Below are 25155 nucleotides of genomic sequence, written 5' to 3'. Positions count from 1 at the left end.
ATGAAGCTGGTCCTGGCGTCGAACAACCCCGGCAAGCTGGCCGAACTGCAGGCCATGTTCGCGCCGCTGGGCGTCGAACTGGTGCGCCAGTCCGACCTCGGCATCCCCGAGGCCGCCGAGCCGCACCACACCTTCATCGAAAACGCCCTGGCCAAGGCCCGCCACGCCGCGCAGCTGAGCGGCCTGCCCGCGCTGGCCGACGATGCCGGCCTGTGTGTGGACGCCTTTGGCGGCCAGCCGGGCGTGGACACGGCCTACTACGCCACCCGTTTCGGCTACGAGAAGGGCGACAGCAACAACGTGCGCGCCCTGCTGGAGCAGATGAAGGACGTGACGGATCGGCGCGCCGCGCTGGTCAGCACCCTGGTGGCCTTGCGCAGCGCCGACGACCCCGAGCCCCTGGTGGCCAGCGGCCGGGTGGTGGGCCGCATCGCGCCCGAGCCGGTGGGCAGCAACGGCTTTGGCTTCGATCCGGTGATGTGGCTGCCCGAGTTCGGCCAGACCTTTGCGCAGCTGCCGACCGAAGTGAAAAACGCCCACAGCCACCGGGGCCGCGCGGCCCAGGCCATGCTTCTGCTCATGCGCGAACGCTGGTTTGCCGACACGCCCACCTGATGGCCAGCATCCCCATCCTGCCGGCGGGCGACCCGCCGGGCGCCACCAACGACGTCATGCACCTGATGCGCCCGGGCACGCTGCGCCTGGGCGCCCTGCCGCCGCTGGCGCTCTACATCCATCTGCCGTGGTGCCTCAAGAAATGCCCTTACTGCGACTTCAACTCGCACGAATGGCAGGCTGGCTCGGAGGGTGCGCTGCCCGAGCGCGATTACCTGGCCGCGCTGCGCGCCGACCTGGAGGCCAGCCTGCCGCTGTTCTGGGGCCGCATGGTGCACAGCGTCTTCATCGGCGGCGGCACGCCCAGCCTGTTCTCGCCCGACGCCATCGCGCAGCTGATCTCGGATGTGCGGGCACGCGTCAAGCTGGAGGCCGATGCCGAGATCACCCTGGAGGCCAATCCCGGCACCTTCGAGACCGACCGTTTCAAGGCTTTCCGCCAGGCCGGCGTGACGCGCCTGTCGGTGGGGGTGCAGAGCTTCGACGACCGCTTCCTGAAGGCCCTGGGCAGGGTGCACGACGGTGCCCAGGCGCGCGCGGCGCTGAACGAGGCGGCACAACACTTCGAGACCTTCAACCTCGACCTGATGTATGCGCTGCCGGGCCAGACGCTGGACGACTGTGCGCGCGACGTGGACACCGCCCTGTCGTTCGCGCCGCCCCACCTGTCCATCTACCACCTGACCATCGAGCCCAACACCTACTTCGCCAAGTTCCCGCCGGCGGTGCCGGTGGACGACGACGCCTACGCCATGCTGGACCTCATCACCGAGCGCACCGTGCAGGCGGGTCTGTCGCGCTACGAGGTGTCGGCCTACGCGCGGCCCGGCCACCGCTGCTGGCACAACCTCAACTACTGGCAGTTTGGCGATTACCTGGGGATAGGCGCGGGTGCCCACAGCAAGCTGAGTTTTCCGCACCGGGTGCTGCGCCAGGTGCGTTGGCGCGAGCCGCGCCTCTACATGCAGCAGGCGCTGGAAGGCCGCCCTGTCACCACCGAGAACGAGGTCGCGCGCGCCGAGCTGCCCTTCGAGTTCATGCTCAATGCGCTGCGCCTGAGGGACGGCTTCGAGCTGGCCCATTTCAGCGAACGCACCGGCTTGCCGCTGACCGCCATCCAGGCCGGCCTGGCCGAAGGCGAGCGGCTGGGCCTGCTGGCACGCGACCTGCAGCGTGTCTGGCCCACCGAGCGCGGCTTCGATTTCCTCAGCGACCTGCAGGCCCTGTTCCTGCCGCCTGAACCGGCCGCCTGAACCGGCCGCTGGAGGCTCGGCCCTTGGGGCGCGGCCCGACTCTGGCTACACTGCGGCCGTTGGGCCAGCACCCGCTCGTGAAGGGTTTGTGATGTTCGCCATCTATGGCACCTCGGGCCAGATGTTCAGGGGCCCGCTCGAAGAACTGCGCAAGATCGCGCCCACGCTGCGTGTCGGGCGCACGCGCGCCGCCGCCGCTGTCACCTCCCGCTCCATGGAGCGCGACGTCTCTCCGCTGCCGGTGGTGCCGGAGCCGGCGGCCGGGGCGGTGGCCAGCGCGCAGCGCCAGGCGGTCAACGAATACGCCAGCATCCAGTCGCCCAAACCGCAGCGCCATCCCCTGACCCGGGTGCTGGACGTGATGAGCCCGACCGTGCTCACGGTGGCCGACAGCGCGTCGGTGCTGGAAGCCTGGCAGACGCTGGCCGACCACGGCATGGGCCAGGCGCCGGTGGTCAACCCGCAGGGCCGCCTGGTGGGCATGATCACGCGCGGCGAACTGCTGCGACCCGACCAGCTGCCCGGTCCCGACACCCATGCGCTGGCGTGGCGCGCGATGCTGATGCAGCCGGTGACCACGCTGATGGTCACGCCGGTGCCCAGCGTGGAGCCGGACACCGATCTGCGCCGCGTGGCCCAGCTGCTGCTGGACCTGGGCCTGCCGGGGCTGCCGGTGGTGGCGGCCGACGGCGTCGTCAGCGCCTTCATCTCGCGTTCCGACATCCTGCGCGCCGTGGTGCACGATCCGCCGCTGGACCTCTGGTCCTGACCTACTTGTAGAGGACCTCGGGCAGCCACAGGCCGATGCCGGGGAACATGTAGAGCAGCACGATGGCCACGATCTGTATGCCCATGAAGGGCAGCATGCCGGCGAAGATCTGGTTCAGCGTCACGTGCTTGGGGGCCACCCCCTTGAGATAGAAGGCGCTCATGGCCACCGGTGGGCTCAGGAAGGCCGTTTGCAGGTTCAGGGCCACCAGCAGCCCGAAGAACAGCGGATCGACACCGAAGTTGTCCAGCAGCGGGATGAAGATGGGCATGAAGATCACGATGATCTCGGTCCACTCCAGCGGCCAGCCCAGGATGAAGATCAGCACCTGGCTCAGGATCAGGAACTCGGTCTTGGACAGGTTCATGCCCAGCACCCACTGTTCCACCAGTTCCTGTCCGCCCAGCAGAGCGAAGGCGGCCGAGAAGATGGCCGAGCCAACGAACAGCCAGCACACCATGGCACTGGTCTTGGCGGTGAGGAACACACTTTCCTTGACCACGCTGAAGCTCAGCTGTTTGTAGGCGGCAGCCAGCAGGAAGCCGCCCAGCGCGCCAATGGCCGCCGCTTCGGTGGGGGTGGCCAGGCCGAAGACGATGGAGCCCAGCACCGCGAGGATCATGACCAGCAGCGGAAAGAAGCTGGACAGCAGCATCTTGAACACCTCCAGCCGGGTGTAGCTGAGGATGCCGTAGAACAGGGCGAGGGCTGCGGCACCCACGCCCAGACCGATCCAGTAGCCGGCGGGGGCAGGCTGGCCGGTCGGGGCTTCGCCACTGCCGGCCGTCGCGGGCTGGGCGCCCGGTGGCGGTGCCACGGCGTTGGCCGCGGCTTCGCTCGCCTTGGAGGCTTGCGTCTCGCTGCCGGGCGGGGCCGACAGCCCGCCGTCGGTTTCGGACGGGGGTTCGTTCAAGCCACCTTCTTCGGCCTCGGGTTCCGGCAGGGCATCGCTGCCGCTTTGGCGGCCACTGTCCGAACCGATTTCATCCATGCTGGTCAGGCCGGCGGCGCTGTCCACCTGGACCGCCGTGACCGCCTGGTGGCTGAGCACGGCGACCGCCGCGAACAGCATCGCGGGCAGCAGCACGATGCCCAGTTGGCGCAGGATGTAGCCGGTGGCCACGCCCTGGTTGTTGTGTCCCTTGAGCGCCCTGAGCAGACCAGCCAGGGCGGAGGCGCCGCCAGTGGCACCCAGTTTCAGCAGTTCGAGCGGAAGCGGCACGTGGCGCTGCTCAGCCGTCAGCGGGGGCGCCCAGGACGGCTTGACCTTGGCCACGACGATGGCGTAGACGATGTACAGGCCGGCCAGCATGATGCCGGGAAAGAAGGCGCCGGCGTAGAGCTGCACCACCGATACGCCGGCGGTGGCGCCATAGACGATCAGTAGCACCGAGGGTGGGATCAGGATGCCCAGGCAGCCGCCGGCGGTGATGACGCCGGCGGTCAGGCGCACGTCGTAGCCGGCCTTGAGCATCTGCGGCATGGCCAGCAGGCCCATCAGCGTGACCACCGCGCCCACGATGCCGGTGGCGGTGGCGAACACCGCGCAGGTGACCAGGGTGGCCACCGCCAGCGAGCCGGGCACGCGGGCCAGCGCCAGGTGCAGGCTGCTGAAGAGCTTGGCGATCAGGTTGGCGCGTTCGACCAGGTAGCCCATGAACACGAACAGCGGAATGGAGATCAGCACGTCGTTGCTCATGACCGAGAAGGCGCGTTGCACCATCAGGTCCAGCGTTTGCCTCAGCGCGCCGCTGGCGGTCTGGTCGCCCGAGTGGTAGGCGAAGAAGGCGAAGAGGATGCCCATGCCCATCAGTGTGAAGGCGGTGGGGAAGCCCAGCATGATGGCGACAACCACCAGGGACAGCATCAGCAGGCCGTAGTGGCCGTTGGTCATGACATCGACCTTGACCACCATGACCAGCACGGCGGCCACGATCAGCGCCATCAGGCTGAAGCCGAACCAGAGTTCCTTGCGAATTTTCATGGCTGGCCGCCTTTCTGCACCACGTAGCGGTCCAGGTTTTCAATGTCCTTGTCGGTCACTTGCACCATGTCTTTGAGTTTGTCGACGTCGACCTCTTCCACGTCATCGTCACGCGATGGCCAAACGCCGGTTTGCAGGCACATCACGCAGCGCACGATTTCCACCACGCCCTGCAGCAGCAGGAAGGCGCCGGCAATGGGCACCACGAACTTGAACGGGTAGACCGGCAGCGGGTCGGCATTGAAGGTCTGTTCCCGGATGGCCAGCGATTCGTTGGCGAAGGTCCAGCCGGCCCAGGTCAGCGCGACGATGCCGGGCAGGAAAAACAGGATGTAGAGCGTCAGATCGATGGCGGCCTGGGTGCGGGGCTGAAAGAAGCCGTAGAGCACGTCGCCCCGCACGTGGCCGTTCTTGGACAGGGTGTAGGCGCCGGCCGCCATGAACAGCAGGCCATACATCATGATCTGCGCGTCCAGCACCCAGGCGTGGGGTTGGTTCAGCGCGTAGCGCGAAAACACCTCCCAACTGATCAGCAGGGTCAGCGCCACCACGGCCCAGGCGCAGAGCTTGCCGAACCAGGTGGACAGGCGGTCGACCGCCAACAACAGGGATTGCATCGATTTTTCTCCCGACAGCCAACAGAAAGGGGCGCCTCAAGGCGCCCCCCCCCGATCTTGAGGTGCGTCAGCTCTTCTTGGCGTTGCGGCCGAAGTAGTGGTTGTAGGCCATCTTGAAGTCGACCATGTAGTCGTTCTGCCACTGGCCGGCGCGTTGCGCGAAGGCTTTCTGCGAATCCAGGATCTTCTTGAACATCGGGTTTTCGCCACCCTTTTTCGCGATGATCTTGTCCCAGGCCGCCAGCTGTGCCCGCAGGATGGCGTCTGGCGTCTTGTAGAACTTCACGCCCTGCTTCTTCAGTTCGGTGTAGTCCGTCGAGTTGCGTTCGATGGCCTTCCAGCTCATGTCGGCGCTGGCGGCCTGCACCGCGTAGTCGACGATGGCCTTGAGTTCGGTGGGCAGCGCATTGAGCTTGCCCTTGTTGAACAGGATCTCGAACTGTTCACCGCTCTGGTGGAAGCTCTGCAGCATGCAGTTCTTGGCCACATCGGGGAAGCCCAGCACGCGGTCACTGGAGGCGTTGTTGAATTCGGCGCCATCGATCAGTCCGCGGTCCAGCGCCGGCACGATCTCGCCGCCGGGCAGCGGGTTCACCGCGGCACCCATGTCGGTGTACATGTCCACCGCCAGTCCCACGGTGCGGAATTTCACCCCCTTCATGTCCTCGACCTTGGCGATCGGCTTCTTGAACCAGCCGAAAGGCTGCGAGGGCATGGGGCCGTAGAGGTAGGACACCACGTCCAGGTTCAGGCTCTTGTAGACCTCTTCCAGCAGGGCCTTGCCGCCGCCATAGTTGTGCCAGGCCAGCACCATGTTGGGGTCCATGCCAAAGGCCGGGCCCGAGCCCCACAGCGCCAGCGCCGAGTTCTTGCCGTAGTGGTAGGCCACCACACCGTGGCCACCGTCCAGCGTGCCCTTGGCCACCGCCTCCAGCAGCTGGAAGGCCGGCACCACCGCGCCGGCAGGCAGCACCTCGATCTTGAGCTTGCCGCCCGCCATGTCGTTCACCTTCTTGGCGAAATCCTGGGCGTACTCGTGGAAGATGTCCTTCGCCGGCCAGGTGCTCTGGAAGCGCAGGGTGGTGGTGGTCTGGGCGGTGGCCACCATGGGGGCGGTCATCGCGCTCGCGGCGACGGCGGCGCCCTTCATCAGGTTGCGGCGGCCCTTGGAGGGGGTCTTGTCAACGGTCATGGCTTGTCTCCAGTGGTTGTTAGCATGCCAATGATGAGGGCAAATCAAAGACCTTCTGGAGCGGGTTTTCACCGAGAGTTGACGATTTCCGGCGTGCCGCCGGACCGGTGGTTCAGGCGTGCAGCCGCGAACTCTTGGGCAGGTGGGCCATCAGGAATTCCATCTGATCGGCCAGGATGCGGCGGTTGCGCAGGATGAAGTCTTCCCACAGGCTGGGCACGTAGGGGGCGTACATCAGCGGCATGTGGGCCTGCTCGGGCGTGCGGTTGCCCTTGCGGTGGTTGCAGGACTTGCAGGCCGTGACCACGTTCATCCAGTGGTCGCGGCCGCGCTGGGCCATGGGCACGATGTGCTCGCGCGTGAGCTCGTCCTCGTGGAAGGGGTGGCCGCAGTAGGCGCAGAGGTTGCGGTCGCGCGAGAACAGCTTGCTGTTGGTCAACGAGGGCCGCAGGTCGAAGGGGTTGATGTTGGGCACGCCCTTGGTGCCGATGATGGAGTTGACCGCGATGATGGACTGGCGGCCGGTGATGGCGTTGTGGCCGCCATGGAAAACCGCCACTTCGGCCCCCATTTCCCAGCGCACCTCGTCCGCCGCGTAGTGCAACACGGCCTCTTCGAGGCTGATCCACGACTGTGGCAAGCCCTGGGCGGACAATTTCAACACCTTCAAAACCCACCTCCATCGAACATGGCCACGGGAAAATCGGATTGCTGCCGGGCGGCGGGACCGCCTGCGTGTGTCAATATACCGCGCCTGCATGACAAAACCATGCCAGTTCTCTGAAATCCCTGCAACGCAGCACGCGTCCCGTCTTGCTTCATGAACATCATCCGTGGCCTTGCCAACCTGCAGCATGCCCTGCGCCATGACGCCTGTGCCGACGCCTGCGCCCTGACCATCGGCAATTTCGACGGCGTGCACCGTGGCCACCAGGCCATGCTGGCCCTGCTCAACAACGAAGCCCGTCACCGCGGCGTGCCCAGTTGCGTGATGACCTTCGAGCCCCATCCACGCGACTACTTCGCCGGGCGCCACCACAAGCCCGAACTGGCCCCGGCCCGCATCGCGACCCTGCGCGACAAGCTGGCCGAGCTGCGCCGCTGCGGCGTCGACCGCTGCGTGGTGCTGCCCTTCAACGAAAAACTCGCCAGCCTGCCGGCCCAGGCCTTCATTGACGAGGTGCTGGTGGGCGCCCTGGGGGTGAAATACGTGCTCGTGGGCGACGATTTCCGCTTTGGGGCCCAGCGCCAGGGCGACTACGCCATGCTGGACGCCGCCGGCATGGCGCGTGGTTTTGACGTGGCGCGCATGCAGAGCTACGAGGTGCACGGCCTGCGGGTGTCCAGCTCGGCCGTGCGCGACGCCCTGGGCGCCGGGCGCATGAACGACGTGGCCGCGCTGCTCGGGCGGCCCTACAGCATCAGCGGCCATGTGGTGCACGGGCGCAAGCTGGGCCGCCAGCTGGCCGAGAGCGCGCCCGGGCGGGGCGACGGCTTCCGCACCCTGAACCTGCGGTTCTCGCATTGGAAGCCGGCCGCCAGCGGCATTTTTGCAGTCCACGTGCACGGCCTCCGGGACGACCCCGCCGAACCGCCGCTGCCGGGCGTGGCCAACCTGGGCGTGCGCCCCTCGCTCGACCCCGACGACGTCAACGGCGGGCGGGTGCTGCTCGAAACCCATTGTCTGGACTGGCCGCAGGCCCTGCGGGCCGAGTTGGGGCGCCACCGGGCCGACGGTGAGGCCTACGGTAAAATCGTGCGCGTGGAACTGCTGCACAAACTGCACGACGAGCTGAAATACGACAGCCTGGACGCCCTGACAACAGGCATCGCCCGGGACTGCGACGACGCGCGCGCGTTTTTTGCCTCGCTGCCGAGCCAGGCCTACGCGCAGACCCACCGCCAGACCACGCGCGACCGAATTTAACGCTTCGGTCAGTCCGGTCGCTGCCCTTCGACAGGCTCAGGGCGAACGGCTTGTATTCCCCAGTCCCCTCCCGCACCGCCCGGGCTGAGCTTGTCGATGCCACACGGAACCCCTGTCATGTCCGACGCCAAACAACCGGCCGCACCCGCCGGCAAACCCGAAGCCAGCGGTGGCGCCTACCGTGCCACGCTGAACATGCCCGACACGGCCTTCCCCATGCGCGGCGACCTGCCCAAGCGCGAGCCGGCCTGGGTGGCCGACTGGAACGGGGGTGGCCTCTACAAGCGCCTGCGCGACGCCCGCCAGGGCGCGCCCCTGTTCGTGCTGCACGACGGTCCGCCCTACGCCAACGGCAAGCTGCACATTGGCCACGCGCTGAACAAGGTGCTCAAGGACATGATCGTCAAGAGCCGCCAACTGGCCGGTTTTGACGCCCAGTACATCCCGGGCTGGGACTGCCACGGCCTGCCGATCGAGAACGCCATTGAAAAGCTGCACGGCCGCAACCTGGGCCGCGACGACATGCAGGCCAAGAGCCGCGCCTTCGCCACCGAACAGATCGCCCAGCAGCGCGAGGATTTCAAGCGCCTGGGCGTGTTGGGCGACTGGGAACGCCCCTACCGGACCATGGACCCGGCCAACGAGGCAGGTGAGATCCGCGCCTTCAAGCGCGTGATCGAGCGCGGCTTCGTCTACCGGGGCCTCAAGCCGGTCTACTGGTGTTTCGACTGCGGCTCCTCGCTGGCCGAGTTCGAGATCGAATACGCCGACAAGCAGAGCGACACGCTGGACGTGGCCTTCGAGACCGACGATGCGGCCAAGCTGGCGGCCGCCTTCGGCCTGGGCGCGCTGCCGACCGGCAAGTCGGGTTTTGCCGTCATCTGGACCACCACCGCCTGGACCATCCCCGCCAACCAGGCCCTCAACGCCCACCCCGAGCTGACCTACGCCCTGGTCGACACGCCCCTGGGCTGCCTGGTGCTGGCCGAAACCCTGGTCGACAAGTGCCTGGAGCGTTTTGGCCTGAGCGGCCAGGTGCTGGCCACCGCCCAGGGCACGGCGCTGGGCGGCCTGAACTTCCGCCACCCGCTGTTCGACGTCGACGCCGGCTACCGCCGCCTGTCGCCGGTCTATCTGGCCGAGTACGTGAGCGACGCCGACGGCACCGGCATCGTCCACTCCTCGCCGGCCTATGGCGTGGACGACTTCAACTCCTGCGTGGCCAACGGCCTCAAGTACGACGACATCCTCAACCCGGTGCAGGGCAACGGCACCTACGCGGCCGACTTCCCGCTGTTCGGCGGCCAGCACATCTGGAAGGCCGTGCCGGTCATCCTGGATGCGCTCAAGAACGCTGGCCGCCTGCTGGCCACCGTGCGCATCACGCACAGCTACCCGCACTGCTGGCGCCACAAGACGCCGGTGATCTACCGCGCCGCCGCCCAGTGGTTCGTGCGCATGGATGAAGGCGAGGGCGTGTTCACGAAAGACAAGGCGCCCAAGACCCTGCGCCAGCTCGCGCTGGACGCCATCGACCACACGCACTTCTACCCCGAGAATGGCAAGACCCGCCTGCGCGACATGATCGCCAACCGGCCGGACTGGTGCATCTCGCGCCAGCGCAGCTGGGGCGTGCCCGTGCCCTTCTTCCTGCACAAGGATTCGGGCGAGCTGCACCCCAACACCATGGCCATCCTCGACCAGGCGGCCGACATCGTGGAAAAGGGCGGCATCGAAGCCTGGAGCCGCGTCACGGCCGAAGAGATCCTGGGCGCTGACGACGCGCCGCACTACACCAAGAGCACCGACATCCTGGAGGTCTGGTTCGACTCCGGCTCCACCTTCTGGCACGTGCTGCGTGGCAGCCACGCCCACGCCTACCCCAACGGCGCCAGCCACGCCGAAGGCCCCGAGGCCGACCTCTACCTCGAAGGCCACGACCAGCACCGGGGCTGGTTCCACAGCTCGCTGCTGCTGGGCTGCGCGCTCTACGACCGCGCGCCCTACAAGGGCCTGCTGACCCACGGCTTCGCCACCGACGGCCAGGGCCGCAAGATGAGCAAGAGCCTGGGCAACACGGTCGAGCCGCAGAGTGTGACCAGCAAGCTGGGCGCCGAGATCGTGCGCCTGTGGGTGGCCAGCACCGACTACTCGGGCGACCTCAACATCGACGACAAGATCCTGGCCCGCGTGGTCGACGCCTACCGCCGCATCCGCAACACCCTGCGATTCCTGATGGCCAACACGGCCGACTTCAACCCGGCCACGGACACCGTGCCGCTGGGGCAGATGCTGGAGATCGACCGCTACGCCCTGGCCCGCGCCAGCGAGTTGCAGGCCGACATCCTGCGCCACTTCGACGTCTACGAGTTCCACCCGGTGGTGAGCAAGCTGCAGGTGTATTGCTCGGAAGACCTGGGCGCCTTCTACCTCGATGTGCTCAAGGACCGCCTCTACACCACCGCGCCCAAGAGCCTGGCCCGGCGCAGCGCCCAGACCGCGCTGCACCAGATCACCCACGCCATGCTGCGCTGGATGGCGCCTTTCCTGAGCTTCACGGCCGAGGAGGCCTGGGCCCATTTCGTCGGCGACCAGAACCAGGGCTCGATCTTCTTCGAGACCTTCTCCGCGCTGCCCACGCCCAACGAGGGCCTGCTGGCCAAGTGGGCCCGCATCCGCGCCATCCGCGACCTGGCCAACAAGGAGATCGAGGCCGTGCGCACCACCGGCGCCGTGGGCGCGTCGCTGCAGGCCACGCTGACCATCACCGCCGGTGCCGACGACGCGGCCCTGCTGCGCTCGCTCGGGGCCGACCTCAAGTTCGTCACCATCACCTCGTCGGTGACGGTGGCCGACGGCGAGTCGCTGGCCGTGACCGTGCTGCCCAGCAGCGCCACCAAGTGCGAGCGCTGCTGGCATTACACCGACGACGTCGGCCAGCATGCCGCCCACCCCACGCTGTGTGGCCGCTGCGTGAGCAACCTCGACGGCGCGGGCGAAACCCGCGCCCACGCCTGATGGCGGTCAGAGGCGGGCAGGGCGCCGGCCGCGGCGGTCCCGGCATGCTGCACTGGCTGGGGCTGGCCCTGGCCATCATCCTGATCGACCAGTTCACCAAGATCCTGATCCTGGGCTACTACCGCCTGGGCGACGCGACCTACGTGACCTCGTTCTTCAACGTCGTGCGGGTGCACAACCACGGCGCGGCCTTCTCCTTCCTGGCCAGCGCCGGCGGCTGGCAGCGTTGGTTCTTCACCGCACTGGGCCTGGGCGCGGCGGCCTTCATCGTCTGGATGCTGCGCGCCCACGGCGGCCAGCGCCTGTTTGCGTTTGCGCTGTCCTGCATCCTGGGCGGCGCCCTGGGCAACGTGATCGACCGCCTGGCCCACGGCTACGTGGTCGACATGCTGGATTTCCACTGGCGCTTCCTGGCCGCGGTGTTTCCCGGCGGCCACTTCCCGGCCTTCAACCTCGCGGATTCGGCCATCACGCTGGGCGCCATCTGCATGGTCCTGGACGAGATCCTGCGCGTGCGGCGCAGCCGTTGAACACCTGGACTTTTCGGCGCCGACAGGGGTGTGACGGGTATATAGTCACACAACTGTCAAGATGAAATATTTGCTCAATCTTTTGGCGGCCATCGCGCTGCTGGTCTGGGGCACCCACCTGGTGCGCACCGGGGTCCTCCGGGTCTTTGGCAGCAACCTGCGGCACATGCTGGCCACCAGCATGGGCAACCGCTTCAGTGCTGCCCTGTCGGGCCTGGGCGTCACCGCCCTGGTTCAGTCCAGCACGGCCACCGCCCTCATCACATCCTCGTTCGTGGGCCAGGGCCTGATCGCGCTGCCGGCCGCGCTGGCGGTGATGCTGGGGGCCGACGTGGGCACCGCCCTGATGGCGGTGGTGTTCTCATTTGATTTGTCCTGGCTGTCACCGCTGTGCATCTTCGTGGGCGTGACGCTGTTCATCGTCCGCCAGGGCAGCCATGTGGGCGATGTCGGGCGCGTGCTGATCGGCCTGGGCCTGATGCTGCTGGCGCTGGAGCTGATCACCGAGGCCACCACCGTGCTCACGCGCAGCGAGGCGGTCCAGCTCATGCTCAAGTCCCTGGCCAGCGACCGCATGCTGGAAATCGTGGTCGGCGCGGTGCTCGTGGTCATGTCCTATTCCAGTCTGGCGGTGGTGCTGCTCACGGCCACGCTGGCGCTGCAGGTCATCAGCGTGGACGTGGCGCTGGGCCTGGTGCTGGGGGCCAATCTGGGCAGCGGGCTGCTGGCGGTGCTGACCACTTTGCGCGCCAACGTGGCCACGCGCCAGGTGCCGCTGGGCAACCTCTGCTTCAAGCTGCTGGGCGTGGTGCTGGCGATTTTCCTGATCAACCCCTGGCTGGCGCTGGTGAGGCCCTATGTGCCCCAGCCGGCCGTGCTGACCGTGTTGTTCCATTTGAGCTTCAACCTCATGGTGGCGGTGATCTTCATCGGCCTGACCCAGACGGTGGCCGGCTGGGTCGAACGGCTGCTGCCCCGCACCACCAGCACGCCGCTGGGCCGGCCCAACCACCTCGACCCCTCGGCCCTGGCCACGCCCTCGCTGGCCATTTCGTGCGCCGCGCGCGAGGCCATGCACCAGGCCGACATGGTGGAGACCATGCTGCGCGGCGTGATCACGGTGCTCAAGTCCAACGATCTCAAGCTGGCCGAGGAGTTGCGCAAGCTGGACGACACGGTGGACAGCCTCTACTCGGCCATCAAGTACTACCTGACCAAGCTCTCGCGCCAGCAGCTCAACGAGGAAGAGGCGCGGCGCTGGACCGACATCATCAGCTTCACCATCAACATGGAGCAGGTCGGCGACATCGTCGAGCGCATCCTGCTCGACATCGAGGACAAGAAGATCCGCAAGGGCCGCGATTTCTCCGAGGCCGGCATGGCCGAGATCTGCGAGCTGCACGCGCGCCTGCTGGACAACCTGCGCCTGGGAATGAGCGTGTTCCTCAACGGCAGCGTGCGCGACGCTCAGAAGCTGCTGGAGGAAAAGGCGCGTTTCCGAGACCTGGAGCGCGAGTACGCGACCTCGCACCTGGTGCGCCTGTCCGACAAGACGCTGGGGGCCATGGAGAGCAGCTCCTTGCACATCGACCTGATCAGCGACCTCAAGCGCATCAACTCGCACATCTGCTCCATCGCCTACCCCATCCTCGACTCGGCCGGCGCGCTGGCCCCCAGCCGGCTGCGCGAGCCCTTCAAGCCGGAATAGGGGCGGGGGTCAGGGCAGCAGGATGGTGCAGCCGGTGGTGGCGCGCGATTCCAGGCTGCGGTGCGCGGCCTGCACATCGGTCAGGGCAAAACGCTGGTCGATGCGGATGTCCACCTGGCCACTGCCCACCACGGCGAACAGGTCGTCGGCCATGGCCTGCGTGATCTCGCGCTTGACGATGTGGCTGAACAGGGTCTGGCGAGTCACGTAGATCGAGCCCTTGGCGCCCAGGATGCCGGGTGCGAAGGGCGGCACGGGGCCCGAGGCGTTGCCAAAGCTGACCATCAGGCCGAAGGGGCGCAGGCAGTCCAGCGAGCCGTCCCAGGTGTCCTTGCCCACGCTGTCGTAGACCACCTTGACGCCCTGGCCGCCGGTGATCTCCTTGACCCGGGCAGTGAAATTCTCGGTGCGGTAGTTGATGACGTGGGCCGCGCCCAGCGACTTGGCCAGGGCGCATTTCTCGTCGCTGCCGGCGGTGCCGATCAACTGCAGGCCCAGGGCCTTGGCCCACTGGCAGGCGATCAGGCCGACACCGCCGGCGGCGGCGTGGAACAGCACGAAGTCGCCCGGCTCCAGGCCTTCGACCGGCCGGCTGCGCTTGAGCAGGTACTGCGCGGTCAGGCCCTTGAGCATCATGGCCGCGCCGGTCTCGAAGGAGATGGCGTCGGGCAGCCGGCAGACGTTCATGGCCGGCATCACGCGCACGTCGCAGTAGCTGCCGGGCGGGTTGGACGCGTAGGCGGCGCGGTCGCCCGCCTGGAGGTGCGTGACCCCCTCGCCCACGGCCTCGATCACGCCGGCGCCTTCCATGCCCAGCTGCAGCGGCAGCGGGTTGTTGTAGAGGCCGGTGCGCTGGTAGACGTCGATGAAGTTCAGGCCGATGGCGTGGTGGCGTATGCGCACCTGGCCCGGGCCGGGCTCACCGACGGTCACGGTGTCGATGACCATTTCTTCGGGGCCACCGGTGCGGTGGATGCGCACGGCGCGGCTGCTCTGGCTCATGTGTAGTCTCTCCGGTTGGGGGCAGAAAAGCCCCGCATGTTGCCACGATCCTTTCGGCCTTGCCGGGCGTGGGGGCGGGCAACGGCTACAGTCCAGTCCCATGTCCGACAGCCGCCCCCGTCTCACCCCCGTCACCGCCTTGCTGCTGACCCTGCCACCGTTGCTCTGGGCCGGCAACGCGGTGGTGGGCCGGCTGGTCCACGATCTGGTGCCCCCGATCACGCTCAACTTCCTGCGCTGGACGCTGGCCTTCGTGCTGCTGCTGCCACTGGCGCCCTGGGTCTGGCGCGCCGACAGCGGGCTGTGGCCCCACTGGCGGCGTTTCGCGGTGCTGGGCCTGCTGGGCGTGGGCTGCTACAACGCACTGCAGTACCTGGCACTGCAGACCTCCACCCCCATCAACGTGACCCTGGTGGCGGCCAGCATGCCGCTGTTCATGCTGCTGGTCGGACGCCTGAGCTTTGGTGCCACGATCACGCGGCGCGCGCTGCTGGGCGCGGCCCTCTCGCTCACGGGTGTGCTGGTGGTGCTCTCGCGCGGCGACCTCGGCCAGCTGCTGGCCATCCGCCTGGTGCCGGGCGACGCCTGGATGCTGCTGGCCACCGCCATCTGGGCGTTCTACAGCTGGATGTTGACCCAGCACAAGGAGCCCGAGGCGATCCGCAACGACTGGGCCGCCTTCCTGCTGGCGCAGATCGGGTTCGGCGTGGTCTGGTCCGGCCTGGCCAGCGCCGGTGAATGGCTGCTGCCCGGTGCCGGCGCCACGCCGCGGCACATCCAGTGGGGCTGGCCGCTGGCCGCGGCCCTGGTGTACGTGGCCGTCGGGCCGGCGCTGGTGGCCTTCCGCTGCTGGGGTGCCGGCGTGCAGCGCGCCGGCCCGGCGGTGGCTGCCTTCTTTGGCAACCTGTCGCCCGTGTTCGCGGCCATCATGTCGGCCCTGGTGCTGGGCGAACTGCCGCACGCCTACCACGCGCTGGCCTTCGTGCTGATCGTGGCGGGGATTGTGGTGTCGTCCCGGCGCTGAGGCCGGCGCCGTGGCGTGCCGGCTCAACCGGGCTTGAGGCCCGAGGCCTTGACGAACCGGCCCCAGTGCGCCAGCTCCTGGCGGATCAGGGCCGAGAACTCGTCGGGCCGGTTGGGTGCTGCCACCGACATGCCCAGGTCGGCCAGCTTCGCACGCAGCTCGGGCGCGGCCAGCACCTGAAACAGCGCCTGGTTCCACTGCTCGATGATGGCGCGAGGGGTGCCGGTCGGCGCCACCAGGCCTTCCCATTCGCGCAGTTCGATGTCGCCCAGGCCGCTTTCCGACAGCGTGGGCACGCCGGGCAACGCGGTCAGGCGCTGTGGGCTGGTGACCGCGATGGCGCGCAGCTTGCCCGCGCGAACCAGGGGAGCCGCCACCGACGTGGTGGCAAACATGGCCGACACCTGGTCGCCCAGCAGCGCGGTCACCGCCTCGGCCGGGCCCTTGAAGGGCACGTGCAGCATCTTGGTCTTGCTGGCCTGGCCAAAGGATTCGCCCACCAGGTGCGCGGGCGAGCCGTTGCCGCCCGAGGCGTAGGTCAGTGCGCCGGGCTGGGCGCGGGCGCGGTCGGTCAGGTCTTTGAGCGATTGCACTGGCGAGGCCGCCGGCACGACCAGCACGTTGTACAGCCACACCAGGTTGGCCACCGGGGCCAGGTCGTTGGCGGTGTCGTAGGGCAGGGGGCCGATCAGTTCGGGCAACACCGTGTGTGTGAGGAAGAGCACGCCCATGGTGTAGCCGTCGGGTGCCGAGCGGGCCAGCGCCTGCATGCCGATCATGCCCGTGGCGCCGGGCCGGTTGTCCACCACCACGGGTTGTTTCCACGTGCGTGACAGGCCCTCGGCCACCAGCCGCGCCAGCACGTCGGGCGGGCTGCCGGGTGGCAAGGGCACGATGATTTTGACGGCCCGCTCGGGGTAGGTCTGCGCCCGGGCGGGCAGCGTGCCCACCCAGGGTGCGGCGGCCAGTGCACCCATCAGGTGTCTGCGTTGGATCATGGGGGCGTCCTTGGTGGATGAGCAAATAAGCGGTCAGGCGGCGGACGAGATGGGCGGCATGAACACGACATCGTATTCACGCGCCACCTTGACCACTTCGGCCGGGCTGGACATGTTGTGGATGCGGCGGTAGAGGTCGACCAGCTTGCCGGCCGGCGCCGCCCAGAACAGGGCCTGTGCCGGTGCGCCCGAGTTGTTGAAGAACGCATGCGGGATGCCTCGCGGCATGCGCACCAGATCACCGGCCGAGGCCGAGGTGGTCTTGCCGTCCAGGATCAGGTCGATGCGCCCTTCCAGCACAAAGATGTACTCGTCCTGGTGCGGGTGCACGTGGGGCGGCACAAAGGTCTCCTCGGGGAAGGTGGCGTGCCACGAGAAGCTGTCCTCGGTCATCTGCTTGGGCGTGTAGACCTGGCCCAGGATGTTCCAGGACACGCTGTCCAGGCTCTGGTTCTTGCGGGTGATGGCGGGCGTTTCATGCATCTTGGGTGACTCCTTCTTGCTGCGTCAGGCGGTCCAGCGTCGGCTTGACCAGGGGGTTGTGGGAGGCAAAACGGGGTTTGAAGTGCTGGCGGGCCTGGGCCAGGTCGTCCTCGTCCCAGTAGCCGATCAGGATGCCGCCCTCGGTGATGCGTGCCTGCACCTCGATGGACTCGATGGCGCCGTCCGGGACGGTCACGCGCTGGCGGGGCTGGCGCGCCCAGCGGAACAGGGCCTCGTGCAGGCGTTGCATGGCGGCCACGTGTTCGGGTGCGGTGGAGGCGCCGAGGTCGTGGAACTCGTTGGGGTCGTTCAGCAGGTCGAACAGCATCGGGCGGAAGTTCTCGAACAGCACGTATTTCCAGCGTGTGTCGCGGACCATGCGCATCCAGGCGTCGCGCGGTGGCGTGGCCAGGGCGATGCGCGAGTCCTGGAAGGAGAAGTCGTATTCGCACACCACCTCGGTGCGCCAGTCGGCCGGGGCCTGGCCGAACAGCAGGGGGCGCAGGGAACGCCCGTCCATGATGTGGGGCACGGCCGGCCCGCCGCAGACATCCAGAAAGGTGGGCGCGATGTCGACCGCCTCCACCAGCGCCTGGCAGCGGCTGCCACGTGTGGCGTCGGCCCGTGGGTCCGGGTCGTAGACGATCAGCGGCGCCTTGATGACGGGCTCGTGGAACAGGTCCTTCTCGCCCATCCAGTGGTCGCCCAGGTAGTCGCCGTGGTCGGAGGTGAAGACGATCATGGTCTTGTCCATCAGCCCCTGGTCCTCCAGGAACTGGAACAGCACCCCCATCTGGTCGTCGATCTGTTTGATCAGGCCCATGTAGCCCGGCATCACCGCGTCGCGCACGCCCTCGCGGGAAAACGTCTGTGACACCCGGTGGTCCATCATGGCGGCGTAGACCGGGTGCGGGTTGTCGCGCTCGGCCTCGCTGCGCACCACCGGTAGCGCGTCGGCGGCGGTGTACATGCTGGCGTAGGGCTCGGGCACGACGTAGGGCCAGTGGGGCTTGATGTAGGACAGGTGCAGGCACCAGGGCTGCTCACCCGCCTCGCGGATGAAGTCCATCGCCCGGCGGGTGATGTAGGGCGTTTCCGAGTGCTCGTCGGGAATGCGCGCCGGGCGGTTGCTGTACTTGAGGAACCAGCCCGAGCGCAGCGTGCCGTCGGCGTCCTCGGTCGAGTTGGCCCAGCGCTCCCAGGGGTTGTCGCCGTCGAAGCCGTTGCGCCGCAGGTAGTCGCTGTAGCTGGGGTCGGGGTCGTGGCCGGAGTAGGGGTGGATGCCGTCGTCGCGCTCAAAGGGGTCGAAGCCACATTCGGCGATGCGCACGCCGATCTGCGATTGCGGGTCGATGCCCAGGCGGGACATGCCGGCCAGATCGGCCCGCATGTGGGTCTTGCCGACCAGCACCGACTGCACACCCAGCGGGCGCAGGTGGTCGCCGATGGTCATCTCGCCGGCCTTGAGCGGCACGAAGTTCCAGCTGGCGCCGTGCGAATGCACGTAGCGGCCGGTGTAGTAGCTCATGCGCGAGGGGCCACACACGGGGGAGTTGACGTAGGCGCGGTCGAAGATCACGCCGCGCGCGGCCAGGCGGTCGAGATTCGGCGTGTGCAAGCGCGGGTGGCCAAAACACGACAGGTGATCGGCGCGCAGCTGATCGCACATGATGAACAGGATGTTCTTGACGGGGGACTTCACGCTGTACTCCTTGCAGGCGGGCTGCCGATTGATGGGTTCATGCTAGGGCGCTCGTGTGCGGCGATCCAATCGCTTTTTCTCAAGTCGATTACCATGGGTTATCGCTCCACCACGCGGGCCAACGGCGCCCAGACACCATGCGACTGCAACATCTGCACCTGCTGTTGGCGCTGGCCCAGACCGGCAGCCTGCGCGCATCGGCCCAGACCCTCAACGTCACCCAGCCGGCGCTGACCAAGGCGCTCAAGCAGCTGGAGGACGAGTTCGGCACGGCCCTGGTGGTGCGCACGCCCAAGGGCGTGCGGTTGGCGCCCGCCGGTGAACTGCTGGCGGCCCGCGCGGCCACCGTGGTGCGCGAGATCGAGCGCGCCCGTGAAGAGGTGTCCTGGCACATCCAGCACGCGCAGGCCACGGTCACCGTGGGTGTGTCACCGGCCGCGGCCCTGATGCTGGCGCCGCGCGCCATCGCCCGTTTCCAGAGCCGCTGGCCCCAGGTGCGGGTGCGCCTGGTGGACGCGCTCTACCCCAAGGTGCTGCAGCAACTGCGTTCGGGCGAGCTGGACCTGGCGCTCGGCCCCTTGCCCGCCAGTGGTCTGGGGCCCGACCTGGAAGTGCAGGCCCTGATCGACAGCCCCGAAGTGATTGCCGCCCGCGAAGGCCACCCCCTGGCCACATGCCGGCACCTGGCCGATCTGGGCGCGGCCTCTTGGGTGCTCACCGGGCCGGTGCACGGCCCGGGCGACCCGGTGCACCTGGCGCTGGAAGATCGCGGCCTGCCGCCGCCGCGCGTGACCCTGGAGTGTGAATCCTTCTCCACCCTGCTGGCGGTGTTGCCCGGCATGGACGCGGTGGCCTTGATGCCCCAGCGGTTTTTCGACAGCCACGGGCCACGCAACGGGCTGGTGGTGCTGCCCATTGCCGATCCGCTGCCACAGACCACCATCCACCTGTTCCGGCGCACCGATGGGCCGTTGACCCTGCCCACCCAGCGACTGAAGGACAGCTTCGAGCAGGAGGCCAAGGCCTTGCGCCGGGCGCGCCAGGCCTGAGCCTTCAGGCCCTGCACCGGTGCCGGGTTTGCACCTGTGCCCACCAGCGATCGAAGGTGTCGGCCAGTGGTCCGCGCAGCGCGGCCCAGTCCTGCAGCACGGTGAAGTGGTCGGCGCCGGGCACCTCGACACATGTGCTGAACGCACCCTGCCACCGCTGGTGCATCTGCGCGTTCTGCGCCAGAAACGCAGGCGTTTCCGCCCCACCCACCAGCCACACGGCCGGCACCGGCGCGGCGGTCGCCATCCGCAACGGCGACAGCCGGCGCGCCGCCTCGGCATCGAGGCGCAGTTTCTCGTTCAGGCTGGTTTGGACCAGGGGCGCCAGGTCGTAGATGCCGCTGATGGCCCAGACGCCATCCACCCGTGCCGGGTCATCGGACGCCAACGCGCCCTGGGTCAGGCCCAGCACGCTGGCCAAGTGCGCCCCCGCCGAGTGGCCGGCCACCACCAGGGGCAGCGAGCCATCGCCGCGTTGGCGCACGTGTGTGGCCAGCGCGGCCACACTGGGCGCCACCGCCGACATCAGCGCGTCGAGCGATACCTCGGGGCACAGCGGGTAGTTGGCCAGCGCCACATGAAAGCCCCGAGCCTGGAAAGCCGGCGCCAGAAAACGGAACAGCGACTTGTCGCGCGACTGCCAGTAACCGGCGTGCAGGTAGAGCATCACACCCTGTGCCGCACCCTCGGCGGGAAACCAGTCCAGCACCTGCCGGGGGTGGTCGCCGTAGGGCAGGTCAAGCTGTGCACCGGGCTGCCGGGCCACCTGATCGCTGTCGCGCTGGAACTGCGAGAGCAGGGCGGCAAAGCCGGGGCGGCCCTGGCCCTCGACGTACTGGAACTGGTGGTCGTCCAAGGGTGCCATGGGTCAGAAGGTGCCTGGGTAGGCCCCGCCATCGGCCAGCACGTTCTGGCCCGTGATGTAGCCGGCCTGGCGGCTGCACAGGAAGGCGCAGATGGCGCCGAACTCTTCTGGGGTGCCGAAGCGCTTGGCCGGAATGGTCTTGCGCCGCGCGTCCATGATGGCCTCGATGGGCTGGCCGGTTTTGTCTGCCGCGCCCTTCATGGTGCCCTTGAGGCGGTCGGTGTCGAAGGCGCCGGGCAGCAGGTTGTTGACGGTCACGCCCTGGGCGGCGATGCCGCTGCGCGACAGGCCGGCGACAAAACCGGTCAGGCCGGTGCGCGCGCCGTTGCTCAGGCCCAGGATGTCGATCGGCGCCTTGACCGCGCTCGAGGTGATGTTGACGATGCGTCCGAAGCCGCGTGCGGCCATGCCGTCCACCGTGGCCTTGATCAGCTCGATGGGCGTGAGCATGTTGGCGTCGATGGCCGCGATCCAGGCCTCGCGGTCCCAGGCGCGGAAATCGCCGGGCGGCGGGCCGCCGGCGTTGGTGACGACGATGTCGAAATCGCGCCCCGGGCCGCCGGCCACGCCGAAGGCGGCCTCGCGGCCGGCCGCGCTGGTGATGTCGGCGGCCACCGCGAGCACCTGCTGGCCGGCGCGGGTGGCCTGGGCGCGCAGGCCGGCGGCGGCGGCGTCCAGGGCCTCGGCGCCACGCGCCACCACCACCACGTTCACGCCTTCCTGCACCAGCGCGCTGGCGCAGCCCCAGCCCAGTCCCTTGCTGGCGCCGCCCACCAGCGCCCATTTGCCTGTGATGCCCAGATCCATGTCGGAATCTCCGTTGAAATGAAAAAGAATAGCCTCAGAGCCTGTTCAATGTCTTTTTGGAGATTGCGTCACAACCCGAAGGGCAAGTGCCTTTTTCGGGTGGTCTGCGGCGTTGCAAAGCCTCGACGGGCCACCGGCCCGTCTGCGTTTTGCGCCTGGCAGCCCATCCCGAAAAAGCACTTGCGCGACCCCAAAAAGACATTGAACAGGCTCTCAGCGCCGCCGCGTCACCAGCACCACGCCGCCCAGCACCAGCAGGGTGCCGGCGATGATCCAGGCGTTGAAGGGCTCGTCCAGCAGCACCACGCCCATGGCGATGGTCGACAGCGGCCCGATCATGCCCGTTTGTGCGGTCAGGCCGGCGCCGATGCGCTCGATCGCCATCATCACCAGCAGCACCGGCGTGACGGTGCAGGCCACGGCGTTGAGCACCGACAGCCAGATCACCTCGGGCGCCACCACCGCGGCATCCAGCGGACGCAGCAACAGGAACTGCAGGAGGCACAGGATGCAGGCCACGCTGGAGGCCAGTCCCACCAGGCGCAGCGAGCCGATGCGCTTGACCATCTCGCCGCTGTAGACCAGGTAGATGGCGTAGCTGACCGCGCTGCCGAACACCAGCAAGGCGCCCACCGCGCCCCAGCCGCCCTGGAACTGCACCTCGTGCCCGAGGACCAGCAACATGCCGCTGTAGCTCATGGCCATGGCCAGGCCCTGGTGGAGGCTGATGCGCCGGCCGTACAGCAGCCAGCCCAGCACCAGCACCAGCGTGGGGTTGAGGTAGAGGATGAGCCGTTCCAGGCTGGCGCTGATGTACTGCAGGCCCCAGAAATCAAGAAAGCTGGCGAGGTAGTAGCCGCTGAAGCCCAGGCCGACGACGCCCCAGCGGTCGCGGCGCGACAGCGCGGGCTGATGCCGGCTGGCCCACCAGGCCATGGCCAGGAACAGCGGCAGCGCGAACAGCATGCGGTACATGATCAGCGTGACCGCGTCGACACCGTGGCGGTAGGCCAGCTTGACGATGATGGCCTTGCCGCTGAAGGCGATGGAGCCGGCGCTGGCCAGCAGCAGGCCGGTGGTGAGGTGGCGGGACGGGGTCACGTGAAAAGGGCGCGCGTGGCGCGTGAAGGCGGGAGAAAAAAGCAGGGGAAACCGGGCATCGAGACTAGCACAGCACCCGTGCCAGGCGGGCCCGCGGGCCATGGCCGATGGCGATGCCGGCCATCGTTCCCGCTGACTTTTGCCTGGGATGGCCACCACGCCGACAATGGGGTTCCGTCCCACAGGAGTGTCCAGATGCCCATGCCGATCCGAGCCGCCCTGGTGGCCTTGAGCGCCGTGTCCTTCCTCATGCCGGGGGCGTTGGCCCGCGCCCAGCAGCCGCGGCCCGAGGTGGTGGCCTCCGGCCTGCAGCACCCCTGGGGCATGGCCTTCGTCGATGGCGGGGTGCTGGTGACCGAACGTGCCGGTCGGCTGCGCTGGGTGTCGCCCACCGGGCAGGTGGGGGCGCCCATCGCGGGCCTGCCGGCCATCGACGTCGGTGGCCAGGGGGGCTTGCTCGATGTGGTCGCCGACAGCGGCTTCGCCACCAACCGGCGCATCTACCTCTGTTACGCCGAGCCCTCGGCGGACGGCGGGCGCAATGCCACCGCGCTGGCCTCGGCCAGGCTGTCGGAGGATGGCCGCCGGCTGGAGCAATGGCAGCGCCTGTTCGGCCAGCAACCCCAGGTCGCGAGCCGGCTCCACTTCGGTTGTCGCATCGTCGAGTCGCCCGACGGGCAGCTGTTCCTCACCCTGGGCGAGCGCTACCACCGGATGGCCGATGCCCAGACCCTGGACAACCACCTCGGCAAGGTGGTGCGCCTGCGCAAGGATGGCGGCGCGGCGCCGGGCAATCCCTTGCTGGGCCGCCCGGGCGCCCTGCCCGAGATCTGGAGCTGGGGGCACCGCAACCCGCAGGGCGCGGCCTGGGGCCCGGACCAACGGCTGTGGATCACCGAACACGGGCCGCAGGGCGGCGACGAGATCAACCGGCCCGACGCCGGCCTGAACCACGGCTGGCCCCTGGTCACCTACGGCGAGAACTACGGTGGTGGTGCCATCAACGGCGGCCTGCGCAGCCAGCCCGGGCTGGTCCAGCCGCTGCACCACTGGACGCCGTCGATCGCGCCTTCGGGCATGAGTTTCCTGCGCAGCCAGCGCTATGGCAGCGCCTGGCAGGGACAGCTGTTCGTGGGCTCGCTCAAGTTCCGCTACCTGGCCCGCCTGGAGCTGGACCTGACTGGCCCCCAGCCCCGCGTCCTGCGCGAGCACAAGCTGCTGCCCGATCTGGGGCAGCGCGTGCGAGATGTGCGCGAGGGGCCGGACGGCCTGCTCTACCTGCTGACCGACGAGCGCAATGGGCAACTGATCCGCCTGTTGCCCCCATCCTGATGAAATTGTTAAATTAACACGGTATTTCAGTCTGATTTAGGCTTCCACCGTCGGTTCGGCCGGTCACAATTCAGTCCCACCGCCCGTGCCAACCTGTCCCTGCAGCCCCGACCCATGACCGTCCCTGTCCATCCGACACACCTGCACCGGACCGCCCTGCGCGCCGCCGCCGGCCCGGCCGTGTGCGCTGGGCTTCGAGGCCATGCCGGTGCGCGGCCATGACCGGCGTGGCGTTTGATTTCCTGGCCGGGCTGCCGCGTCAGCCCCGGCTGCTGGTGGTGGACGACCAGGCCATCCAGATCCAGGTGCTCTACCGCGCGCTGTCGCCCGACTGCCAGGTCCTGATGGCCACCAGCGGTGAAGCGGCGCTGCGCCTGTGCCACGAGCGCCTGCCCGACCTGGTGCTGCTGGACGTGGAGATGCCGGACATGGACGGCTTTGAGCTGCTGCGCCAGCTCAAGGCCGACCCGGTCACGCGCGAGGTGCCGGTCATCTTCGTCACCGGCCACACCAGCGACGACGTCGAGTCGCGCTGCCTGGAGGCCGGGGGAGTGGACTACATCTCCAAGCCGATCAACCCGCGTGTGGTGCGCTCGCGGGTCAAGACCCACCTGATGCTGAAGTTCCAGTCGGACCTGCTGCGCGACATGGTCTTCGTCGACCCGCTGACCAACAGCTACAACCGGCGCTACTTCGACCAGCGCCTGGCGGTGGAGTGGGCGCGGGCGCGGCGCAGCGGCAAGCCACTGTCGATGCTGATGATCGATGTTGACCACTTCAAGGCCTACAACGACCACTACGGCCATCCGGCTGGCGATGAAGCGCTGCGCAATGTGGTGCGGGCCATCACCCGCCACCTGCAGCGCCCGGGCGACACCGTGGCGCGTTATGGCGGCGAGGAGTTCGCCTGCCTGTTGCCCGAAACCGACCACGCCGCGGCCCTGACGCTGGCCGAGCGGCTGGAGCAGCGCGTGCGCGAGCAGGCCTTGCCTCACGCACAGTCCAGCGTCGCGCCCATCATCACCATCAGCGTGGGCGTGTCCACGCACCGCACACCGTTCGACGGCAACGCCCAAGCGCTGGTGGACGCGGCCGACGGCGCCCTCTATGAAGCCAAGCGCGAAGGTCGGGGCCGGGCCCGTGGCGACGCCGAACTGGCCAGCGTGAGAGGCTGAGCCA

Annotated in this window: 22 protein-coding genes; 11 read left to right on the top strand and 11 right to left on the bottom strand. The window is 68.2% G+C overall.

Going from position 1 to position 25155, the window contains the following annotated elements; genetic code table 11:
• The 3 genes from rdgB to AAHB17_RS11435 all read left to right on the top strand — a co-directional run bounded on the left by rdgB (position 1) and on the right by AAHB17_RS11435 (position 2637).
• On the top strand, positions 1 to 615 hold the full coding sequence (gene rdgB / locus AAHB17_RS11445) for an RdgB/HAM1 family non-canonical purine NTP pyrophosphatase (protein WP_342130705.1): 615 nt from the start codon (positions 1 to 3) through the stop codon (positions 613 to 615).
• Positions 615 to 1868 (top strand): radical SAM family heme chaperone HemW, encoded by a 1254-nt coding sequence (gene hemW, locus AAHB17_RS11440; protein WP_342130704.1) that lies wholly within the window; start codon positions 615 to 617, stop codon positions 1866 to 1868. The genes rdgB and hemW overlap by 1 nt, the downstream gene beginning before the upstream one ends.
• 91 nt (positions 1869 to 1959) lie before the next feature.
• Entirely contained in the window at positions 1960 to 2637 is a 678-nt protein-coding gene (locus AAHB17_RS11435; protein ID WP_342130703.1) for a CBS domain-containing protein, read from the top strand.
• Position 2638: 1 nt separating this feature from the next.
• Here AAHB17_RS11435 and AAHB17_RS11430 read toward each other — a convergent pair whose 3' ends face one another.
• The 4 genes from AAHB17_RS11430 to AAHB17_RS11415 all read right to left on the bottom strand — a co-directional run bounded on the left by AAHB17_RS11430 (position 2639) and on the right by AAHB17_RS11415 (position 7100).
• Entirely contained in the window at positions 2639 to 4621 is a 1983-nt protein-coding gene (locus AAHB17_RS11430; RefSeq protein ID WP_342130702.1) for a TRAP transporter large permease, read from the bottom strand.
• Positions 4618 to 5238: a TRAP transporter small permease subunit gene (locus AAHB17_RS11425; RefSeq protein ID WP_342130701.1), complete on the bottom strand. Its 621-nt coding sequence runs from the start codon at positions 5236 to 5238 to the stop codon at positions 4618 to 4620. The genes AAHB17_RS11430 and AAHB17_RS11425 overlap by 4 nt, the downstream gene beginning before the upstream one ends.
• A 67-nt stretch (positions 5239 to 5305) precedes the next feature.
• Positions 5306 to 6430 carry a TRAP transporter substrate-binding protein gene (locus AAHB17_RS11420; protein WP_342130700.1) on the bottom strand — a complete coding sequence of 375 codons (1125 nt, stop codon included), beginning with the start codon at positions 6428 to 6430 and terminating at the stop codon, positions 5306 to 5308.
• Between the two features lie 112 nt (positions 6431 to 6542).
• Positions 6543 to 7100, bottom strand: a complete 558-nt coding sequence (locus AAHB17_RS11415; RefSeq protein WP_342130699.1) for an HNH endonuclease — start codon at positions 7098 to 7100, stop codon at positions 6543 to 6545.
• 150 nt (positions 7101 to 7250) lie between these two features.
• On the opposite strand from AAHB17_RS11415, the gene AAHB17_RS11410 reads away from it, so the two are divergent.
• The 4 genes from AAHB17_RS11410 (at position 7251) to AAHB17_RS11395 (ending at position 13613) form a co-directional block, all read left to right on the top strand.
• Positions 7251 to 8357: a bifunctional riboflavin kinase/FAD synthetase gene (locus tag AAHB17_RS11410; RefSeq protein ID WP_342130698.1), complete on the top strand. Its 1107-nt coding sequence runs from the start codon at positions 7251 to 7253 to the stop codon at positions 8355 to 8357.
• Positions 8358 to 8474: 117 nt separating this feature from the next.
• Positions 8475 to 11375, top strand: coding sequence for an isoleucine--tRNA ligase (gene ileS, locus AAHB17_RS11405; RefSeq protein WP_342130697.1), 2901 nt, complete (start codon positions 8475 to 8477; stop codon positions 11373 to 11375).
• Complete coding sequence (lspA, locus tag AAHB17_RS11400) at positions 11375 to 11905, top strand: signal peptidase II (RefSeq protein ID WP_342130696.1); 531 nt, start codon at positions 11375 to 11377, stop codon at positions 11903 to 11905. Before ileS ends, lspA begins: the two co-directional genes overlap by 1 nt.
• Before the next feature lie 61 nt (positions 11906 to 11966).
• Complete coding sequence (locus tag AAHB17_RS11395; RefSeq protein WP_342130695.1) at positions 11967 to 13613, top strand: Na/Pi cotransporter family protein; 1647 nt, start codon at positions 11967 to 11969, stop codon at positions 13611 to 13613.
• Between the two features lie 9 nt (positions 13614 to 13622).
• On the opposite strand, the gene AAHB17_RS11390 is transcribed toward AAHB17_RS11395, so the two are convergent.
• A complete protein-coding gene (locus tag AAHB17_RS11390; RefSeq protein WP_342130694.1) occupies positions 13623 to 14615 on the bottom strand; it encodes a quinone oxidoreductase family protein in 993 nt (330 codons plus the stop codon).
• A 100-nt stretch (positions 14616 to 14715) separates the two neighbouring features.
• On the opposite strand from AAHB17_RS11390, the gene AAHB17_RS11385 reads away from it, so the two are divergent.
• Complete coding sequence (locus AAHB17_RS11385) at positions 14716 to 15639, top strand: DMT family transporter (protein ID WP_342130693.1); 924 nt, start codon at positions 14716 to 14718, stop codon at positions 15637 to 15639.
• 23 nt (positions 15640 to 15662) lie between these two features.
• On the opposite strand, the gene AAHB17_RS11380 is transcribed toward AAHB17_RS11385, so the two are convergent.
• The 3 genes from AAHB17_RS11380 to AAHB17_RS11370 are packed head-to-tail and all read right to left on the bottom strand — an operon-like array spanning position 15663 to position 18822.
• The gene (locus AAHB17_RS11380; protein WP_342130692.1) at positions 15663 to 16637 is read right to left on the bottom strand and encodes a Bug family tripartite tricarboxylate transporter substrate binding protein; all 975 of its coding nucleotides are present in this window, start codon (positions 16635 to 16637) and stop codon (positions 15663 to 15665) included.
• A gap of 33 nt (positions 16638 to 16670) precedes the next feature.
• The gene (locus AAHB17_RS11375) at positions 16671 to 17120 is read right to left on the bottom strand and encodes a cupin domain-containing protein (protein ID WP_342130691.1); all 450 of its coding nucleotides are present in this window, start codon (positions 17118 to 17120) and stop codon (positions 16671 to 16673) included.
• Entirely contained in the window at positions 17113 to 18822 is a 1710-nt protein-coding gene (locus AAHB17_RS11370) for an alkaline phosphatase family protein (RefSeq protein WP_342130690.1), read from the bottom strand. The genes AAHB17_RS11375 and AAHB17_RS11370 overlap by 8 nt, the downstream gene beginning before the upstream one ends.
• 137 nt (positions 18823 to 18959) lie before the next feature.
• Here AAHB17_RS11370 and AAHB17_RS11365 point away from each other — a divergent pair, with 137 nt between their 5' ends.
• Complete coding sequence (locus AAHB17_RS11365; RefSeq protein ID WP_342130689.1) at positions 18960 to 19871, top strand: LysR family transcriptional regulator; 912 nt, start codon at positions 18960 to 18962, stop codon at positions 19869 to 19871.
• Between the two features lie 4 nt (positions 19872 to 19875).
• On the opposite strand, the gene AAHB17_RS11360 is transcribed toward AAHB17_RS11365, so the two are convergent.
• From AAHB17_RS11360 to AAHB17_RS11350, 3 genes are all read right to left on the bottom strand, one after another.
• Positions 19876 to 20736: an alpha/beta hydrolase gene (locus AAHB17_RS11360; protein ID WP_342130688.1), complete on the bottom strand. Its 861-nt coding sequence runs from the start codon at positions 20734 to 20736 to the stop codon at positions 19876 to 19878.
• 3 nt (positions 20737 to 20739) lie between these two features.
• Positions 20740 to 21543 carry an SDR family oxidoreductase gene (locus AAHB17_RS11355; RefSeq protein ID WP_342130687.1) on the bottom strand — a complete coding sequence of 268 codons (804 nt, stop codon included), beginning with the start codon at positions 21541 to 21543 and terminating at the stop codon, positions 20740 to 20742.
• Between the two features lie 213 nt (positions 21544 to 21756).
• Positions 21757 to 22644, bottom strand: coding sequence for a DMT family transporter (locus AAHB17_RS11350; protein ID WP_342130686.1), 888 nt, complete (start codon positions 22642 to 22644; stop codon positions 21757 to 21759).
• Between the two features lie 195 nt (positions 22645 to 22839).
• Here AAHB17_RS11350 and AAHB17_RS11345 point away from each other — a divergent pair, with 195 nt between their 5' ends.
• A complete protein-coding gene (locus AAHB17_RS11345; RefSeq protein WP_446719586.1) occupies positions 22840 to 23976 on the top strand; it encodes a PQQ-dependent sugar dehydrogenase in 1137 nt (378 codons plus the stop codon).
• A 218-nt stretch (positions 23977 to 24194) separates the two neighbouring features.
• A complete protein-coding gene (locus tag AAHB17_RS11340) occupies positions 24195 to 25151 on the top strand; it encodes a diguanylate cyclase domain-containing protein (RefSeq protein ID WP_342130685.1) in 957 nt (318 codons plus the stop codon).
• Positions 25152 to 25155: the final 4 nt, after the last annotated feature.

The sequence above is a fragment of the Hydrogenophaga sp. OTU3427 genome (assembly GCF_038440225.1).
In the GTDB taxonomy this organism is placed as follows: domain Bacteria; phylum Pseudomonadota; class Gammaproteobacteria; order Burkholderiales; family Burkholderiaceae_C; genus Hydrogenophaga.
The sequence above is the reverse complement of the archived record's forward strand: the minus strand, read 5'-3'. Positions and strand labels throughout refer to the sequence as shown.

Coding starts and splice junctions, on each gene's coding strand:
- rdgB (WP_342130705.1), top strand. CDS start 1: ATGAAGCTGGTCCTGGCGTCGAACAACCCCGGCAAGCTGGCCGAACTG.
- hemW (WP_342130704.1), top strand. CDS start 615: ATGGCCAGCATCCCCATCCTGCCGGCGGGCGACCCGCCGGGCGCCACC.
- AAHB17_RS11435 (WP_342130703.1), top strand. CDS start 1,960: ATGTTCGCCATCTATGGCACCTCGGGCCAGATGTTCAGGGGCCCGCTC.
- AAHB17_RS11430 (WP_342130702.1), bottom strand. CDS start 4,621: ATGAAAATTCGCAAGGAACTCTGGTTCGGCTTCAGCCTGATGGCGCTG.
- AAHB17_RS11425 (WP_342130701.1), bottom strand. CDS start 5,238: ATGCAATCCCTGTTGTTGGCGGTCGACCGCCTGTCCACCTGGTTCGGC.
- AAHB17_RS11420 (WP_342130700.1), bottom strand. CDS start 6,430: ATGACCGTTGACAAGACCCCCTCCAAGGGCCGCCGCAACCTGATGAAG.
- AAHB17_RS11410 (WP_342130698.1), top strand. CDS start 7,251: ATGAACATCATCCGTGGCCTTGCCAACCTGCAGCATGCCCTGCGCCAT.
- ileS (WP_342130697.1), top strand. CDS start 8,475: ATGTCCGACGCCAAACAACCGGCCGCACCCGCCGGCAAACCCGAAGCC.
- lspA (WP_342130696.1), top strand. CDS start 11,375: ATGGCGGTCAGAGGCGGGCAGGGCGCCGGCCGCGGCGGTCCCGGCATG.
- AAHB17_RS11395 (WP_342130695.1), top strand. CDS start 11,967: ATGAAATATTTGCTCAATCTTTTGGCGGCCATCGCGCTGCTGGTCTGG.
- AAHB17_RS11390 (WP_342130694.1), bottom strand. CDS start 14,615: ATGAGCCAGAGCAGCCGCGCCGTGCGCATCCACCGCACCGGTGGCCCC.
- AAHB17_RS11385 (WP_342130693.1), top strand. CDS start 14,716: ATGTCCGACAGCCGCCCCCGTCTCACCCCCGTCACCGCCTTGCTGCTG.
- AAHB17_RS11380 (WP_342130692.1), bottom strand. CDS start 16,637: ATGATCCAACGCAGACACCTGATGGGTGCACTGGCCGCCGCACCCTGG.
- AAHB17_RS11375 (WP_342130691.1), bottom strand. CDS start 17,120: ATGCATGAAACGCCCGCCATCACCCGCAAGAACCAGAGCCTGGACAGC.
- AAHB17_RS11365 (WP_342130689.1), top strand. CDS start 18,960: ATGCGACTGCAACATCTGCACCTGCTGTTGGCGCTGGCCCAGACCGGC.
- AAHB17_RS11360 (WP_342130688.1), bottom strand. CDS start 20,736: ATGGCACCCTTGGACGACCACCAGTTCCAGTACGTCGAGGGCCAGGGC.
- AAHB17_RS11355 (WP_342130687.1), bottom strand. CDS start 21,543: ATGGATCTGGGCATCACAGGCAAATGGGCGCTGGTGGGCGGCGCCAGC.
- AAHB17_RS11345 (WP_446719586.1), top strand. CDS start 22,840: ATGCCCATGCCGATCCGAGCCGCCCTGGTGGCCTTGAGCGCCGTGTCC.
- AAHB17_RS11340 (WP_342130685.1), top strand. CDS start 24,195: ATGACCGGCGTGGCGTTTGATTTCCTGGCCGGGCTGCCGCGTCAGCCC.